Raw genomic sequence first — 17,051 nt, forward strand, 5'->3', positions numbered from 1 at the left:
CTAAGTATGGAAAGAACCAATTAAGCGCTTACTCACTGTCAGAGAGATCAGCAGATTCCTGACTGGATTCACCGACCGGTTCCGATGTTTCAGCAGGCGTGATCCAGGAGCTTCTTTCCTGAATTTTGGCCAGGATCCGGTCCGCCTCGTCACCCTGGGCAGGAGTGGGCTGATAGTTGTTATAATCATATTCAGAGGAAATGGAGCAGGGGATCACATTGGTGACATTGTCAGCTTTTACTCCGTTTTTATCTACCGTAAAGGTCTGCTGGAAGATCATGGTGTCCATATCGCTTGGGTAGGAATTTCCGCCAAAGCAGAAATTTCCCAGACTGTAAACAATGTTCTTGCCTTTGTATTCTTCAATTCCCTGAAGCACATGAGGATGATGACCGCAGACAAGATCCGCGCCTTCATCAATGGCAAGTCTTCCCAGTGTCATCTGGTTGCTGTCAGGAACCTCTTCCTTTTCATTTCCCCAGTGGAAGATCACAATGGTGATCACAGCGCCCTCTTCTTTTACTTTGGCAATATTCTGTTTTAACTGTTCTTCCCGGTTCAGATGATCTTTCAGCTCATAGATTCCTACAAGTCCTACTTTGATGCCCTTGACATCTATAACAGCCGTTTCGTCATACCCGAAATGAGTGATCCCCTTCTGATCAAGGGCGGTCAGGGTATCGGTAAAGCTCTGTTCTCCATAATCATGGCTGTGATTATTGGCTGTATTTACCGCTTCCACAGAACCGGCAGTGAGTATGTCTGCATATTCAGCCGGAGCTTTAAAAGCAAATTGTTTTTCTTCCCGTTCTTCGGAGTCTGTAAGAGTTCCCTCAAAGTTTGCAATCGTCAGATCGTCTTCAGAAAAAATATTTTTTACATTGGAGAAAAAGTAATCAGCGCCATAGCTTTCGTAATAGGCATTAAGACTGGTATCATAGTCAAAAGACTCATCTGTGCCAAGGGTGCAGTCGCCAACCACACTGACAGTCAGTGAAACCGGATTCTCCGGAAGATTTGGGTTTTTGTCAGTCGCTTCGGTGTTTTCATCACCGGAAGCAGTGTCTTTGTCACTCACTTTTTTGGCAGAATTATTTTTCCCCTCTGTCTGAGTGTTCTGTGAGGAGGCTGATTCTGCTTTTTTGTCTCCGCAGCTTCGGATTACAAAAGAAATAACAAGAAGAAAAAGCAGAAGTACAGCGCCTGCTGTCATAAGAAAGATTTTTTTCTGCCTTTGTCTGTAATAACGGGATTTGCGGCTGATACGTCGTTTGTGTGCGGCTGCAGAGCGTGAACGGCTTCTGTTTCCGCTGTGAGCGGAAGACGCTCTGGAGCGCTGAGAGGATGATTTTTTTACATTCCCGGAATTGGGTCTGGTTTTCTGCCCGGAGGTTCGGGAACTTTGCCTGGAAGAATCAGGCCTTTGGTTTCTGGATGGTGGATTCATACGCAGCTCCTTTGTCATTGGTAAAAATAAGCAGACAGCCGGGTATTTGATTAAAAAATCCGGATATCGGCAATTAATAAAAGTATAGGTATTTTTTGGATTTTCGTCAACAGATTTTCTCTTTTTGTACAGAAGGTTTTCTGCTATAATAGGGTTATCCGGAACATGTATGGCGCCGGGATGATTTTTTCTGGCAGTCAGTGACTGCAGACTGCATCACACAGGTTTCGGATAAATACAGAAGATGGAGAAAAGATATGTTATATATTGGAAATCATACAACCTCATCCAAAGGTTATGAAAAAATGGCGCAGCAGATGATTGCAAACGGAGGAAACACCTTTGCGTTTTTTACAAGAAATCCAAGAGGAGGCAATGCCAAAGCCATTGACGAGACAGATGTGGAGAAATTTCTTCAGCTTGCAGGTGACAATGGATTTGGAAAAATCGTGGCCCATGCGCCCTATACCATGAACTGTTGTGCAGCCAAGGAAGAGCTGCAGGAATTTGCCAGAAACACTATGGCAGATGATTTGAAGCGTATGGAGTATACGCCGGGAAATTATTATAATTTTCATCCGGGCAGCCATGTAGGACAGGGGGCAGAAGTGGGCATCCAAAAGATCGCAGAGATTCTCAATGAGGTTCTTATAGAGGAACAGACAACAATTGTTCTTCTGGAAACCATGGCAGGAAAGGGCTCTGAGGTGGGAAGAAGCTTTGAGGAGCTTCATGCCATTCTGGAGCTGGTAAAAAAGGATCATAAAATGGGAATCTGTCTGGACACCTGTCATGTGTGGGACGGCGGTTATGATATTGTAAATGACCTTGACGGTGTGCTGACAGAATTTGATAAAGTAATCGGGCTGTCCAGACTGAAGGCAGTGCATCTTAATGACAGTATGAACGGTCTTGGAAGCCATAAGGACCGTCATGCAAGGATCGGAGAAGGTGAGATTGGTCTGGAGGCTCTGGTCCGTGTAATCCGTCATCCGGCGCTTAAGAATATTCCTTTTATTCTGGAAACTCCCAATGATGATGCGGGATGGACAAGAGAAATTACTCTTTTAAGAGAAGCCTTTGAAAAGTAAATTTGCAAACAAATGCTCCCCGGAAGTGTTCCTTCATACTACAGAAGGATGCCGCCGGGGAGTTTTTATTAGACTTTGCCGAAGTCTTGGGTCAGTGATATTTTTATATAGTCACCTGATTTTTCAGTTCTTTGCCGTCACGGAAATCAGCGGCATTCTGCAGGGTTGTTTCTGCAATATTTGTCAGAGCCTCTTCTGTAAAAAAGCCCTGGTGAGAGGTCATTGCCACATTGGGAAAGGAGAGGAGACGCTGGATCGTGGAACTCTGAAGGATGCGCTCCGACATATCCTCATAGACAAGCTCAGATTCCTCTTCATATACATCAAGTCCCACTGCAAAGAATTTATGATCGCGGATTCCTGCGATCAGATCCTCTGTTTTAATAAGACCGCCTCTGGAAGTGTTTACCAGGATCACGCCATCCTTCATTTTGGAGATGGAGTCTTCGTTGATGAGATGATGGGTTTCCTCTGTCAGCGGGCAGTGAAGACTGATCAGATCACTTGTGCTTAAAAGCTCGTCCAGAGATACATATTCCAGGAAATCCAGTTCTTTGTTTGGATAAAGGTCGTAGGCAATCACACGCATGCCGAAGCCCCGGCAGATTCTTGCCATGGCAAGGCCGATTTTTCCGGTTCCCACAATACCAGCTGTTTTTTTGTAAAGATTCACCCCCATAAGTCCATTCAGGGCAAAGTTATTTTCGCGGCATTTAATATAAGCCTTGTGGGTGTGGCGGTTGGCAGTGAGAACAAGTGCCATAGCGTGTTCGGCAACAGCCTCCGGGGAGTATCCGGGTACCCGGAGAACCTTAATTCCGTAATGGGCAGCCGCTTTAAGATCCACATTATTATAGCCTGCGCAGCGCATAAGGATCAGCCTTACCCCCTGGATATGGAGTTCCTTTACAACAGCTGTACTGATATCTGCATTTACAAAGGCACAGATTCCATCATAGCCCTTGGCAAGAGAAGCGGTTTCCTCATAGAGATTTGCTTCAATAAACTTAAAAGTAATTCCCGGGTATTCCGGAGCCAACTTGTCAAAAAACTGCTGATCGTAGTCTTTTGCACCATAAAATAAAATTTTCATAATAGTATCTCCTTTTCTCCCTGTATATGTACAGGGTTTGGTGAAATCGTACCGTGAGATTTCTCTGCTGTCAATATAGAGTGTACAGTAGGAGAAAAAATATTCCTTTTCCTGTTACGGTGAACAGTAATCTCTGCATATAGAAGCTTCAGTTACCGGGACAGGAGCTTTTTGTAGCCTAGGTCCATCCCAATGGCTCCAAGTGGGGCAGTAATAAGAATTGCCAGCACCGCTACAGAAAGGACGATTTTTCCACAGGGTAATCCAAGAGTCAGGGGAATGGAGCCGATGGCTGCCTGCACAGTGGCCTTTGGAAGATAGGCTATGATGCAGAAAAGCCGTTCCTTTGGATTCAGGCTGGTTCCTGCCATGCAGAGTGCAACGCCAAGGCAGCGAAACAGAAGGGAAAGAAAGATCATTGCCACAGCAGGAAGTCCTGCATCCAGGGTGTAGCGTATATCCACTGCAGCGCCTACCAGAACAAAAAGTATCACCTCAGCACCAAGCCACAGCTTACCGAATTTTTCAGAAAGACCTTTAGATACAGAGACGGGACTCTTCTGTCTGAGAATGCAGGCCATACTGACAACTGCCAGAAGGCCGGACAGGGCAACTGTGTTTTTCAGCCAGGTTTCCACAGCTGTCATAAGGAAGGCAAAGCCAAGGACAAGGATGAGCTTTGTGCTGCTGCGGATATAGTGGTAACGTCTGTAAAAAGTCTCAAAAAACAGACTGAGAAGACAGCCGGTTACAGCTCCAAGTGCAGCTCCCAGGATAATTGAAACCGGGACAGCAGCAAAATCTGATACACTGGCATGTCCTCCCTGGACCATACTCACAAAGGTAGAAAACAGCACGATCACAAAAATATCATCACAGGAGGATCCTGCAAGGATCAGCTGAGGAATGCTTTTTTTTGTTCCATACCCAGTGTCAATAAGCTGTACCATCCGTGGAACCACAACTGCCGGAGAAACAGCTCCCAGGACTGCACCCATTACAGCTGCTTCCATTCCGGTAATGCCCAGAATATGAGGGGCAAAAAGAAAAAATGCCAGAATTTCAAAGGCAGCCGGGACACAGGACATCATAACAGCAGGCCGTCCTACTTTTTTCAGATCCGAAAGATCCAGTGAAAGCCCGGCCTTCAGCAGGATAATAAGCAGAGCAATCTGGCGCAATTCTGATGAAATGGACAGGATGGAAGGATCCAGAAGATCCAGTACATGGGGCCCCAGAATGATTCCGCAGGCAAGCATGCCGATGATACGGGGAAGCTTCAGCATCTGGCAGAAGGCGGCCATAGCAAGGCCTGCCAGAAAAATAAAGGCAAGTGACGTTAACATAAATTTCCTCCTAGTTTTTATCGCAGAAAAAAAGCTGGTGCTTCTGCGATATGATAATCTCAGAAGTCATCAGCTTAATAAGCAGTTCAGGTTTCCCTTGGGAGAACTTCATTCCCAAATTCATTGTACCCTATAAAAAGAAAAATGTAAAAAGTTTTCTGCTTTGCACTCCATGATGTTGTCAACCATTTTGTCCGGGGCTTGATTGTGACTGCCTGATTTATTATAATAGGGACAGTTTTTTCAAAGGAGGAGAAAGGAAATGACAGAAAGCATACAGATAACAGAGCTTTCCATGAAAGATTATGAGTTTGTAAACAGAGCCTATCATGTGCTTCATAAAGAACATGTAAATGGAAGACCGGATATTTATGTGGATACGGAAGAGCTTTTAACCAGAGAGGAATATCAGGAAATTCTGGAAAGTGACGAATATGTGGCTGTGGGCGCAAAGGCAGGTGAAAAGCTTGTGGGAGCTGTGATTGCAAAAAGAAAGGAAACACCGGTAAACCCCATGCTGAAAAAGAATCATACACTTTATATTGATGCTGTTTACGTTATGGAGGATTACAGAAGAAGAGGTGTGGGAAAACAGCTTTACGCCTGTATGGAAACATTGGCAAAAAAAGAAAAGCTGAAAAGGATTGATCTTAAGGTATGGTCTTTTAACAGGGAAGCGTATGCCTTTTATAAAAGCCTTGGCCTTGAGATTCAGTGCTGCATTATGGAGAAAAGGTTTAAGGATTAAAGGAATTCAGAGGGAAAGCTGCTTTTTCAGAAACAATAATACAACAGGAAAAAGGAGAGTACAGCAATGACTTTTGTACAGCTCAGATACATATTGACCATAGCAGAAACAAAATCCATGAATAAGGCAGCAGAGCTTCTTTATGTATCTCAGCCGTCTCTTACCAATGCCAGTCAAGGAACTGGAAAAGGAAATAGGTATCACGATCTTTTTCCGCAGTGGCAGAGGTGTGACACTTACCGATGACGGCGCAGAGTTTCTGCTTTATGCAAAAGAAATCTGTATGCAGTATGAACAGCTTCTTCAGAGATATGAAGGCAGTGGTATCCGCAAAGAGAAGTTTGGTGTATCCACTCAGCATTATTCTTTTGCAGTGAAGGCCTTTGTGGATGTGGCAAAAAACTGTGATATGTCAAAGTATGAATTTGCTATCCGGGAAACAAGAACAGAGGAGATTATCCATGATGTGAGAACAATGAGAAGTGAGATAGGAGTTCTGTATCTCAGCAGCTTTAATCGAAAATCCATGGAAAAGCTTCTGAAGTCTGCTGATCTGGAATTTCATATGCTGATCAAATGCAGAGCTTATGTGTATCTGTGGAAGGGGCATCCTCTTGCTGATGAGAAAGTCATTCGTTTCAGCCAGCTAGAGCCATACCCCTGTCTTTCTTTTGAACAGGGAGATAACAGTGCTTTTTATCTGTCAGAGGAAATTCTGCCCACCAATGATTACAGCCGCCTTATCAGGGCAAATGATCGTGCCACTATGCTGAACCTGATGATTGGTCTGAACGGATACACTCTTTGTTCCGGAATTATCTGTGACGAGCTTAACGGCAGTAATTACCGGGCAGTACCTTTCCTGGATGAGGATGATTCAGAGGGAAATAGGATGGATATTGGATACATTACAAGGAAAAATCTTACTCTCAGCCGTCTGGGGGACAGATATGTATCTGCTCTGAAGAAATATCTGGATGAAAGCAGCAGAGAATATGAGGAGATATAGAGAATATACAGGCTGGTTATAGCTTAAAGCTATAGCTGGCTATTTTTTTTGTGTATTAGACAGGTGCTGTTGTTATATGGTAGTATCATCGACATGAAAAACATACTAAACAGATATGTAAATATGATTAATGATGGGAGGGAGAAAATGAGAGATGTGCTGATTATCGGAAGCGGACCAGCAGGCATTACTGCTGCAATTTATGCAAAAAGAGCAAATCTGGACGTTCTGCTTCTGGAAAAGGAATATGAGGGAACCGGGCAGATCGCAGAAAGTCCCTGTGTTGACAATTATCCGGGTCTGCCGGGAATCAGCGGATATGAGCTGGGAGAAAGATTTCTGAACCATGCGAAAAAGCTGGAGATTGAAATCCTGGAGGACGAAGCCAAAGGCATTACAAAAACGGAAAAATATTTTCAGGTGGAGCTGAAGTCCGGAAGCTGTCTGGAAGCAAAAACAGTGATTTATGCAGCAGGAGCTTCTCATCGGAGACTTATGATTCCAGGAAGTAAAAAGCTGGAGGGAAATGGAATTTCCTACTGCGTTTCCTGTGACGGTGCCTTTTATCAGGGAAAAGACGCAGCAGTGATTGGAGGCGGAAATACTGCACTGGATGATGCGCTGCTGCTGTCGGAAATCTGCAGGAAGGTTTTTCTTATACACCGGAGAGAAAGCTTCCGGGGAGCATATGGTACTCTGAAGCTTCTGGAGAAAAAGAAAAATGTGGAAATCATTCGGAGTACGGAAGTGAAAAAGCTGGAAAAGAGAGGCAGAGAGATACAGCTTTTCCTTGATTCTGGAAGAGAACTGACTGTTCATGGCATTTTTGCCGCAATCGGAATGCAGCCCCGGACAGAAATTCTCAAGGGGCTGGTAAACCTGGATAAAAATGGATATATCCAGACAGAAGAGGAAGGCCTCACATCAGCAGAAGGCTTTTATGGAGCCGGTGATGTAAGAGCCGGAAAGCTTCGGCAGGTGATTACTGCTGCGGCAGACGGGGCAGCAGCAGCTACTGCCGCAGCCCGGTATATTCTGGAGCATTACCAATAATTTTTTATAGAGAAAGGAACCGAAAAAATGGTAAAGGAACTGACAGCACAGAACTTTGAGGCAGCATTAAAAGAAAATAAAACAGCAGTCGTAGAATTTTATTCCAAAACCTGCACACACTGCAAAAAACTGGAGGCAGGCATTCAGGAGCTTTCAGAGGAGCTTGGGGACAGCGTGTTTTTTGGAAAGGTGGAAATTCCTGCAGAAATATTTCTGGCAGAGGAATATGAGGTAGGTTCTGTACCTGCATTATTGTATTTTAAGGACGGGCAGCTCAGGGAACGGTCTTTGGGCTTTGTACATAAGCTGATTATTGCGGAAAACATCAAAAAATTATAAGGAGGTACAGATATATGGGATATCCAAGTATTTTTCCTACGGGAACAACAGTTTATGATAAAGAAAAGGCATTTAACGGTTATACGGTTTTTCCTTCGGCAAAGGGAGCTTTGCTTATTGATATGAATGGAAGAGAGGTTCAGCTGTGGGCGGGGCTGGGAGGCTTTCCCAATAAAATTCTTCCCGGCGGCTATGTAATGGGTACAACAGGAACCCGTCCGGGAAAAAAAGCCTATCAGGATCAGATTGATCTGGTGCAGGTAGACTGGGAGGGAAATATTGTATGGAAATTTGACCATACAGAGCTGATTGGAGATGGAGATAAGGAACCGGTCTATATGGCAAGGCAGCATCATGATTTTCAGAGAGAGGGATCTACCGTAGGCTATTACTACCCGGGCGGAGAACCTCGTACAGACGGAGGGAACACGCTTCTTCTGACTCACGAAAATCTTTACCAGCATGAGATTTCAGATAAGCGTCTGATTGATGACAAAATTATTGAGGTAGACTGGGAGGGAAATATTCTCTGGAGCTGGAGAGCTAGTGATCATTTTGAACAGTTTGGCTTTGATGAAGCTGCCAGAAATGCGCTGTTCCGCAATCCATGCCTTCAGGGTGAGGCCGGCGGAGACTGGATGCATATTAACAGCATGTCTGTGTTGGGCGAAAACAAATGGTATGATCAGGGGGATGAGCGTTTCCATCCGGAAAATATTATTATTGACGGACGAAATTCCAATATTCTTGCCATAATCAGCAAAAAAACAGGGGATATTGTCTGGAAGCTGGGACCGGATTTTAATGAAAGTGAAGCAACGAAAAAGCTGGGCTGGATTATCGGACAGCACCATCTGCACATGATTCCCAAGGGACTGCCGGGAGAGGGAGATCTTCTGGTGTTTGACAATGGAGGAGAAGGCGGCTACGGTGTGCCGAATCCAGGAGCTCTGACAGGAGTAAATAATGCAAGGCGGGATTATTCCAGAGTCCTTCAGTTCAATCCTGTGACACTGGAAATTACCTGGCAGTATACCCCTCAGGAAGCAGGATATCTTTTGTTTACCGATGCGTCCAAGTTTTACAGTTCCTATATCAGTTCTGCACAGAGGCTTCCAAATAGAAATACCCTGATTACAGAAGGCTCTGATGGAAGACTGATAGAGGTGACGCCGGACCATGAAATCGTGTGGGAATACATCAATCCGTATTTTAATACCATTCTTGGAAAATTTACCAATAATATGATTTACAGGGCTTACCGTGTACCCTATGAGTGGATTCCCCAGGTGGAGAAACCTCAGGAGATTTCAGTGGAAAAAATTAATGTGGAAACCTTCCGGGTGCCGGGCTCCCTGACAGGAAATCAGCTTGGTAAGATAACCGTTATTGAGGGCGTGGATCCTAATGCCAGACTAATGACAGGCGGCGGAGCCGGAGAAGATGAGGATGAAGAGATCAATTTCTGTGTTGCAACTGTCAGAAAAAGTGATCTAGTAAAGTAAACGCAGGATAAGGAAGAGGGAGTGATAAAATGAGAAACAGAAAACTTACAGCGGTATTTTTGGGAACAGTATTTGCACTTGGCCTGATTGCAGGAGGATATGGAGCTTTTGGGGAAACGGTAAATGCCAAGGCGAAAAAAACAGAAAAAGGAGAATACAAGGAGGTGCAGATCGGATTTCCAAGTGCTGGCTCAGACTGGGCAGAGGGAACTCTTGCACTGGCCCAGGAAAAGGGGTATCTGGATGAATATCTTCATCCTCTTGGCTATGATGCGAAGCTGACTGCCTTTACAGGGGCAGCGCCGGCCATCCATGAGGCACTGGTATCCCAGGATCTGGATTATGCCTATTATGCAGGCTTTGCAGGAGTCATGGCGAAATCCAATGGCATTGATACAAAGCTTCTGACAGTTGCAGGATATGGCTCTGCATGGCAGCTTGCAGTGACTGTGGATTCTGGGATTTCCACTCTGAAGGATCTGAAGGGAAAGACGATTTCCTATCAGAGAGGCGCAGCTCCGCAAATGTATTTACTGAAAATCCTGGAAGAAGCTGGATTGGAAGAAGGAGATGTGAATTTGGTAAACAGTACAATTCCAGAGGGACTGTCCAGTCTTTCTGCAGGGGCAGTAGACGGAGCTGTTGTTACCTACGGACAGGCAGATACCCTTGTGGAACAGGGAAAAGCCAAAATCCTTCATAAAGGAGTGGAGGCGGATCTGGATACATATTTTGAGCCTACTGTACTTCTTGGAAGAACAGAATTCGTGGAGGAAAATCAGGAAGTAAATGTGGCGCTGCTCAAAGCACTTCTAAAGGCAAAGGATCAGATTGTCCAGGATCCGGAGAGCTTTTATGAGTTATCCTCCCAAAAAAGCGGAAGAACTCTGGAACAGGTAAAATCGGTAGCCGTGGAGGATCCAAAACTTGGCTATCCCGTAAGTCTGGATGACCAGTATATTGACTCCCTGAAAAAAATTGAGAAATTTGAGCTGAAAAATAATCTGATATCCGCAAAAGTGGATTTTGATTCCTGGATTGATGCTTCCTATCAGAAGCAGGCACTTGAGGAATATCAGAAAGATACAGAGGAGAACCAGTAAAATGAAAAGACAGCGTTATGGAATCTTGAAGACACCGGCAGTTCTCTTTAATTTTCTTATTCTGCCGGCACTTATTGCAGCGGCCTGGTATGTGGCAACAGCAACCGGCGCAATGTCAACACTGATCCTTCCAAGGCTTGGTACAGTGTTTCAGACTTTCATACAGCAGATTACCTCAGGAGTTCTTCCAGGGGACCTGGCAGTGAGTCTGAGCCGTATTGTAAAAGGTTATTCTCTGGCCGTTATTTTTGGAATTCTCCTGGGAGTAATCATGGGAATGAGTACAGTGGCAAACCGATTTTTCATTCTGACCTTTACGGCTATCCGCCAGATTCCCATGATCGCCTGGGTTCCGATTCTCATTATATGGTTTGGGATTGGTGAGGAATCCAAGGTGGCAGTTATCTTTCTTGCTTCTTTTTTTCCTGTACTGGTAAACACGATCAGCGGAATTGAAAGGACGGACAGGAAACTGGTTGAGGTAGGAAAAATGTACCACCTTAATGGCTGGCAGCAGTTTGTAAAAATCTATCTTCCTTCTGCACTTCCATCAATTTTTGTGGGACTGAAGCTGGGATTAAGCGTTTCCTGGATGGCTGTGGTAGGAGCAGAGATGATTGCAGCCACATCCGGAATTGGTTTCCGTATTAATGACGCAAGAAGCCTTATGCAGTATCCGGTGGTATTTTCGGGAATTATTGCTATTGCAGTGGTGGGAGTTGTAATGGATCAGATTATCTCACTGATTTCAAAACTGTGCACACCCTGGGAAAGAGAAAGGTGAATATATGGGACAGGAACTGACCATAAAAAATGTAAACAAAAGCTTTGAGGTAAATGGAGAAAAAATAAATGTTCTCAATGACATTAATCTGGATATTAAAGAGGGAGAATTTGTGGTTCTTGTAGGGCACAGTGGGTGCGGAAAAAGCACTCTTCTCAAGATTATTGCAGGACTTGAAAAAAATGATACCGGTCTGGTAGCGGCAGGCGGACAGGAGATTACGGAGCCTGCTGCAGATCGTGGAATGATTTTTCAGGAACACCGGCTGTTTCCATGGATGAGTATTGAGAGAAATGTCCAGCTTGGTTTAAAGGGATTGGCCAGGGAGGAAAAAAAGAAGCTTTCAGATCAGTATCTGGAGCTTGTGAAGCTTTCAGAATTCAAAAAAGCCTATCCCCGTCAGCTGTCCGGTGGAATGTCCCAGAGAGCAGCCATTGCAAGGGCACTGGCAACTCAGCCGAAAATACTGCTTCTGGATGAACCATTTGGAGCTCTGGATGCTCTTACAAAAATCGAGCTTCAGGAGGAGCTTCTGAAGATACGGAGCCGGTGCGGAAATACAATGATCATGGTAACCCATGACATTGAAGAGGCGATATTTCTTGCAGATCGCATTGTGGTTATGTCGGCGAGGCCGGGGCGTATCAGGGATGTAATCCAGGTAGAGCTTGGTAAATACCGTGATCGTGGCGGAAGTGATTTTGCACATTATAAAAAGAAAATTCTTGACTATTTCTTTGAAGAAAAAGCAGCAGAGCCGGAGTACAATATCTGATCCGGCTCTGCTGCTTTTTGACTAATGCAGGGAATAAAGATCCTTATAAAAATCAGGATAGGAGATATTAACGCATTCTCCGCCCCGGATATCCATAGTTCCCTCACAGATTGTTCCGGCTACTGCAAAGGACATGGCGATCCGGTGATCCAGATGGGAATCAATGACAGCTCCGTGAAGGGGCTTCCCGCCGTGAATGATCATTCCGTCATCTGTTCCCTCAATGTCTGCGCCCATTCGTTTCAGGTTATCCACCATAACCGCAATCCGGTCAGATTCCTTTACCTTCAGCTCCTGAGCGTCCCGGATCACGGTTGTTCCTTCTGCAAAGGCTGCCATAACTGCCAGCATGGGAATTTCATCAATCAGGGTCGGGATATCTGCTCTTTCAATGACGGTTCCTTTCAGACTGCTTGTACGGATCAGAAGGTCAGCCGTAGGCTCCCCGTCATGCTTTTCATTTAAAAGAGTAAGGTCAGCTCCCATGGCGCGGCAGATTTTAAGGATTCCTGCTCTGGTAGGATTAATGCCTACATTTTTAAGAAGAATCTCACTGTCTGGAGTCAGAAGACCTGCGGCAATAAAATAGGCGGCAGATGAAATATCTCCGGGAACAGTGATTTCTCTTGCCTCAAGAACAGGCTCCGGTTTAATGGAGGCTGTGGTATTTTCCGAAGTTATTTCAGCGCCGAAATAATTCAGCATAATCTCGGTATGGTTTCTGGAAAGGAAAGGTTCCGTTACACTGGTAATACCATCGCCGTACATACCTGCCAGAAGTACGCAGGATTTTACCTGGGCGGAGGCTACCGGGGAATTATAATGAATGGCATGAAGTTTTTTTCCATTGATCATAAGGGGAGCGCATCCGTTTCCTTTCTGGCTTACAATATCCGCTCCCATAGAAGTAAGAGGGGCTATGATCCGGTTCATGGGACGGGTGCGGATAGAGTCGTCTCCGTCAAGACTGGAAGAAAAACGCTGACCTGCCAGGATTCCGGAGATCAGTCTGGTGGTGGTTCCGCTGTTACCTACATCAAGAGTTTCTGTTGGGGCGCTCAGTCCGTGGAGGCCTTTTCCCCGCACAAGGATTTCCTCTTTATTGTGTTCAATTTCAATTCCCATTTTGCGGAAACAGGAAATGGTGGAAAGGCAGTCAGCGCCTTCCAGAAAATGAGAGATTTTTGTGGTTCCTTTTGCAAGGGAGCCGAACATGACTGCCCTGTGGGAAATGGATTTATCTCCGGGAATCACAAGTGTTCCCCGAAGACCTGTCTGTTTTTTGATTTCCATACTGCTACCTACCGTTCATATACAATATAATTTCTTTTTTTCAGAAGAGCGGCGCCGCGCTTCATGGCGTCCTCCTCATAAAATTCAATTTTCAGCACACCCTGTTCAAATTCACGGTTGTGGATGATACCGATATTTTTGATGCTGATATTGTCCATGGCGAGAATTGTGGCAATTGTAGCAATTCCGCCTGCTTCATCCACAATATCAAGATAAAGAACATAGGCTTTGGTGATAAGGCCGCTGGAGGTTACGTCAATAGAATCACGGTAATCTCTGGAGGCGGCAAAAAGCTGATAAAGCTGGTCCGCATCTTTGTTGTCAACAGAGCAGCGGATCTGGATCAGCATGCGAATATATTCGTCCAGAACAGTGGAAATATTTTTTGTGTTTTCCAGGCAGATCTGCTGCCACATGACAGGAGAGGAGGATGCAATGCGGGTAATATCCCGGAAGCCGCCTGCTGCAATGGTTTTCATATATTCCGCATCGTTGTCAAGGGCGCTGACAAGGTTGACCAGAGAGGAGGCAATGATATGGGGAAGGTGACTGACTCCCGCTGTGATAAAATCATGCTCCTCAGCAGTAAGGACCATGGGAATGGCTCCCAGAGAATCCACAAGCTCTGAAAATGCAGTTAATTTATTTAAAGAAACCTGACCGCCCGGCGTCAGAATATAGTAGGCGTTTTCCAGAAGGTGATCGGAAGAATTGGAAAAGCCCGACCGTTCAGAACCTGCCATGGGATGACCGCCGATAAAGCAGTGATCCATTTCCAGCTTTTCTACAGCCTCATGGATCGGCCCTTTTACGCTTCCGGCATCTGTGATGATACAGCTGTCGGAAATGACGGTTTTCAGGTATTTCAGGTATTCAATGTTATATTCAACAGGGGCGCACAGAAAAATATAGTCGCAGGTTTTATAACGTTCGTCTTCTTTTTCCAGTACCCCGTCAATAACACCGCTGTTTAAAGCTGCGGCAAGAGTTTCTTTATGTCTGGCATATGCCAGGATATGGTAATCCGGATGAAATTTGCGGATTGCTTTTGCAATAGAGCCTCCGATCAGTCCAAGGCCGATAAAACCAATGGTTTTCATATGTTCAGGTATCCTTTCCCATGAAAAATATATTCATATTTTAAAAGATAAGGGGAAAAAAGTCAAATACTGTAGGGAAAAGTAAAAATTCGTGAAATTTTCACATTATTTCCGTAAAAAAAGTTGTTAAAATTATATAAAATACTTGAAAAAGCTGAGAAATTTTAGTAAAATATGAACATATCAGACAAACAGGGAGGTATTACATATGGACGTTTATAGAACTGACCGAATCAGAAATGTAGTCCTATTAGGTCATGGGGGCTCCGGCAAAACCACACTGGCAGAGGCAATGGCATATCTTGCGGGAATGACAAGCCGCCTGGGAAGAGTAGAGGATGGAAATACAGTCAGTGATTTTGATAAAGAGGAGATCAAGAGACATTTTTCTATTTCTGCATCATTGATTCCTGTTCCGTGGGATAAAGTAAAAATCAATGTTCTTGACACTCCTGGATATTTTGATTTTGTGGGAGAGGTAGAAGAAGCAGTCAGCGCAGCAGATGCAGCCATCATCGTTGTTTCCGGTAAAGCGGGGGTTCAGGTGGGAACACAGAAAGCATGGAATCTCTGCGAGAAATACAGACTTCCGCGTATGTTCTTTGTAACAGACATGGATATGGATGATGTCAGCTATCGTAAGGTCGTGGAAGAGCTGACAGAGCTTTACGGCAAGAAGATCGCGCCTCTTCATTTCCCAATCCGTGAAGACGGTAAATTTGTAGGCTATGTAAATGTTGTAAAACAGGCCGGAAGAAAATATATTGACAAGGGCGGCAAACAGGAATGTGAGATTCCGGAATATCTGAACGAATATCTGGAAAAATACCATGACATTCTTATGGAATCTGTGGCAGAGACAAGCGAAGAATTTATGGACCGTTATTTTGAGGGAGATGAGTTCTCTGTAACTGAGGTTTCTGCAGCTCTTGCTACAAACGTACAGGACGGAAGCATTGTTCCGGTATGTATGGGCGCGCCGGTAAGCTTAAGAGGCGTATCCAATCTTCTTGACGATATCTGCGGATATTTCCCAAGCCCGGATAAACGCTCCTGCAATGGAATTTCCCAGAAGACAAATGAGATTTTTGAGGCAAATTATGATTTTGCCAAAGCGAAATCCGCATATGTATGGAAAACAATCGTTGATCCGTTCATCGGCAAATATTCCTTTATCAAGGTTGCTTCCGGTGTTATCAAATCCGATGATACTCTTCTCAATGTAGAAAGAGGAGAGGAAGAACGTCTGAATAAGCTGTATGTTCTGGAAGGCTCCAAGCCTTATGAGGTTCCTGAGCTTCATGCAGGAGATATCGGCGCTATTGCCAAGCTGAACAGCGTACAGACAGGCGACAGCCTTGCTACCAAGACCACTCCGGTTCTTTATCCGAAGGCAGTGATCTCTACTCCTTATACCTGCAAGAGATATAAGGCAGTTAAGAAGGGCGATGAGGATAAAATTTCTCAGGCTCTTGCAAAAATGACAAGTGAGGATAAAACTCTTCGTGCAGAAAATGATTCTGCCAACAGACAGACTCTTCTTTACGGCATGGGAGATCAGCATCTTGACATTATTGTAAACAAGCTGAAAGATCGCTATAAAGTTGACATTGAGCTTTCCAAGCCAAAGGTTCCGTTCCGCGAGACCATCCGCAAGAGTTCTGATGTAGAAGGCAAGCACAAGAAACAGTCCGGTGGACACGGCCAGTACGGGCACGTTAAAATGCGCTTTGCACCGTCCGGTGATCTGGAAACACCATATGAGTTCGAGCAGGTAGTTGTAGGCGGCGCTGTTCCTAAGAACTATTTCCCGGCAGTGGAAAAAGGACTTCAGGAATGTGTTCTGAAAGGACCTCTTGCTTCCTATCCGGTTGTTGGTGTGAAGGCAACTCTTTATGATGGATCCTATCATCCGGTAGACTCTTCAGAGATGGCATTTAAGATGGCGACCATCCTTGCATTTAAGAAGGGATTTATGGATGCTTCCCCGGTTCTTCTTGAGCCGATCGTCAGCATGAAAGTAACCGTTCCGGATAAATACACCGGAGACGTTATGGGCGATCTGAACAAACGCCGCGGCCGTGTTCTGGGAATGAATCCGGATCATGATGGAAATACTGTAATTGAGGCAGATATCCCAATGCTTGAGATTTACGGATATTCCACAGATCTTCGTTCCATGACAGGCGGAAGCGGAGACTTCTCCTATGAATTTGCCCGCTATGAGCAGGCTCCAGCAGATATCCAGAAAAAGGAGATCGAGGCAAGAGCAGCCAAAGATGACGGAGCAGAGGATAAATAAAAAATAATTCCATGTCAGATGATGGGGAGAGATATTTTAAGGCACAGGATTAAGTCCTGTGCC

The 17,051-nt window shown here is 44.9% G+C and carries 14 protein-coding genes, 1 pseudogene and 1 riboswitch; of the genes and pseudogenes, 10 read left to right on the plus strand and 5 right to left on the minus strand.

The window, feature by feature from the left end:
• Positions 1-28: 28 nt before the first annotated feature.
• A complete protein-coding gene (locus QVP40_RS00275; RefSeq protein ID WP_022066513.1) occupies positions 29-1,213 on the minus strand; it encodes a CapA family protein in 1,185 nt (394 codons plus the stop codon).
• 491 nt (positions 1,214-1,704) lie between these two features.
• On the opposite strand from QVP40_RS00275, the gene QVP40_RS00280 reads away from it, so the two are divergent.
• Positions 1,705-2,538, plus strand: a complete 834-nt coding sequence (locus QVP40_RS00280; protein WP_022066514.1) for a deoxyribonuclease IV — start codon at positions 1,705-1,707, stop codon at positions 2,536-2,538.
• A 103-nt stretch (positions 2,539-2,641) separates the two neighbouring features.
• Here QVP40_RS00280 and QVP40_RS00285 read toward each other — a convergent pair whose 3' ends face one another.
• The gene (locus QVP40_RS00285) at positions 2,642-3,631 is read right to left on the minus strand and encodes a 2-hydroxyacid dehydrogenase (RefSeq protein ID WP_022066515.1); all 990 of its coding nucleotides are present in this window, start codon (positions 3,629-3,631) and stop codon (positions 2,642-2,644) included.
• Positions 3,632-3,783: 152 nt separating this feature from the next.
• On the minus strand, positions 3,784-4,977 hold the full coding sequence (locus QVP40_RS00290) for a cation:proton antiporter (protein ID WP_022066516.1): 1,194 nt from the start codon (positions 4,975-4,977) through the stop codon (positions 3,784-3,786).
• Positions 4,978-5,030: 53 nt separating this feature from the next.
• Positions 5,031-5,102, minus strand: a riboswitch (Fluoride riboswitch).
• A gap of 137 nt (positions 5,103-5,239) precedes the next feature.
• Between QVP40_RS00290 and QVP40_RS00295 the strand changes: the two genes are divergently transcribed.
• The 8 genes and pseudogenes from QVP40_RS00295 (at position 5,240) to QVP40_RS00330 (ending at position 12,293) form a co-directional block, all read left to right on the plus strand.
• On the plus strand, positions 5,240-5,725 hold the full coding sequence (locus QVP40_RS00295; RefSeq protein ID WP_022066517.1) for a GNAT family N-acetyltransferase: 486 nt from the start codon (positions 5,240-5,242) through the stop codon (positions 5,723-5,725).
• Positions 5,726-5,791: 66 nt separating this feature from the next.
• A pseudogene (locus QVP40_RS00300) lies at positions 5,792-6,734 on the plus strand (LysR family transcriptional regulator).
• Positions 6,735-6,881: 147 nt separating this feature from the next.
• Positions 6,882-7,787, plus strand: a complete 906-nt coding sequence (locus QVP40_RS00305; RefSeq protein ID WP_022066519.1) for an NAD(P)/FAD-dependent oxidoreductase — start codon at positions 6,882-6,884, stop codon at positions 7,785-7,787.
• A 27-nt stretch (positions 7,788-7,814) separates the two neighbouring features.
• Complete coding sequence (locus tag QVP40_RS00310) at positions 7,815-8,126, plus strand: thioredoxin family protein (RefSeq protein WP_022066520.1); 312 nt, start codon at positions 7,815-7,817, stop codon at positions 8,124-8,126.
• A gap of 14 nt (positions 8,127-8,140) precedes the next feature.
• Positions 8,141-9,631: an aryl-sulfate sulfotransferase gene (locus tag QVP40_RS00315; RefSeq protein WP_022066521.1), complete on the plus strand. Its 1,491-nt coding sequence runs from the start codon at positions 8,141-8,143 to the stop codon at positions 9,629-9,631.
• A 29-nt stretch (positions 9,632-9,660) separates the two neighbouring features.
• Complete coding sequence (locus QVP40_RS00320) at positions 9,661-10,734, plus strand: ABC transporter substrate-binding protein (protein ID WP_022066522.1); 1,074 nt, start codon at positions 9,661-9,663, stop codon at positions 10,732-10,734.
• Position 10,735: 1 nt separating this feature from the next.
• On the plus strand, positions 10,736-11,518 hold the full coding sequence (locus tag QVP40_RS00325; protein ID WP_022066523.1) for an ABC transporter permease: 783 nt from the start codon (positions 10,736-10,738) through the stop codon (positions 11,516-11,518).
• A 4-nt stretch (positions 11,519-11,522) separates the two neighbouring features.
• Positions 11,523-12,293, plus strand: a complete 771-nt coding sequence (locus QVP40_RS00330; RefSeq protein WP_022066524.1) for an ABC transporter ATP-binding protein — start codon at positions 11,523-11,525, stop codon at positions 12,291-12,293.
• Positions 12,294-12,314: 21 nt separating this feature from the next.
• Here the strand turns inward: QVP40_RS00330 and aroA are convergent, their stop codons facing one another.
• Together aroA and QVP40_RS00340 are read right to left on the minus strand one after the other, a co-directional pair.
• Positions 12,315-13,586 carry a 3-phosphoshikimate 1-carboxyvinyltransferase gene (gene aroA / locus QVP40_RS00335; protein ID WP_022066525.1) on the minus strand — a complete coding sequence of 424 codons (1,272 nt, stop codon included), beginning with the start codon at positions 13,584-13,586 and terminating at the stop codon, positions 12,315-12,317.
• Between the two features lie 8 nt (positions 13,587-13,594).
• Positions 13,595-14,686 (minus strand): prephenate dehydrogenase, encoded by a 1,092-nt coding sequence (locus QVP40_RS00340; protein WP_022066526.1) that lies wholly within the window; start codon positions 14,684-14,686, stop codon positions 13,595-13,597.
• A 208-nt stretch (positions 14,687-14,894) separates the two neighbouring features.
• On the opposite strand from QVP40_RS00340, the gene QVP40_RS00345 reads away from it, so the two are divergent.
• Positions 14,895-16,988 carry an elongation factor G gene (locus tag QVP40_RS00345; protein ID WP_022066527.1) on the plus strand — a complete coding sequence of 698 codons (2,094 nt, stop codon included), beginning with the start codon at positions 14,895-14,897 and terminating at the stop codon, positions 16,986-16,988.
• Positions 16,989-17,051: the final 63 nt, after the last annotated feature.

The organism is Blautia sp. CAG:257, from assembly GCF_000433815.1.
GTDB classification, from domain to species: Bacteria; Bacillota; Clostridia; order Lachnospirales; family Lachnospiraceae; genus Blautia_A; species Blautia_A caecimuris.